The organism is Stutzerimonas marianensis (assembly GCF_022810315.1).
Taxonomy (GTDB): domain Bacteria; phylum Pseudomonadota; class Gammaproteobacteria; order Pseudomonadales; family Pseudomonadaceae; genus Stutzerimonas; species Stutzerimonas marianensis.
The window spans coordinates 1-441 of sequence record NZ_JALGRD010000065.1; the positions used below are offsets into that span (position 1 = coordinate 1).

The following is a 441-nucleotide window of genomic DNA, read 5'->3' on the forward strand; positions in this document are numbered from 1 at the left end:
TAATAGGTTGTGGGACGATGGGTGTAGTAGCCAATCTGATGACAAAAGAAGCAAAGGCCGTAGAAATCATCACCCACTGGGTGCCTCATGAAGTGTATGGTGTGCCCGGTGAGCCTGATAACAACGGTAAGGTGTTCTTTTCTGGTTTAGGTGCAAAATACATGGGATATCCGAAGCATGAGAATGCTCCGCCTTATCCTGGAAAATACAGCAAGTTCTGGAAGACATTACCTGCATATCGTTATTACATTCCTGATTATATGTACAACAGGGATGAGGTAAGGCCTTCAAACCCAATCAAAGGTACGTTTCAGTTAGAGCAGTGTATTGCATGCCACTCGGTTATGACTCCGGGAATTGTAAGGGATTATAAGAAGAGCGCTCATTCGAGGGCAGAACCGAGCCCAACGGGTTGTGACACCTGTCATGGCAATAACCACC

1 pseudogene is annotated in these 441 nt (G+C 46.0%); it reads left to right on the forward strand.

Annotation, left to right across the window (positions count from 1 at the left end):
- Window positions 1-17: 17 nt before the first annotated feature.
- Window positions 18-441 (forward strand): annotated as a pseudogene (locus MST27_RS22275) (hypothetical protein); the annotation flags it as partial.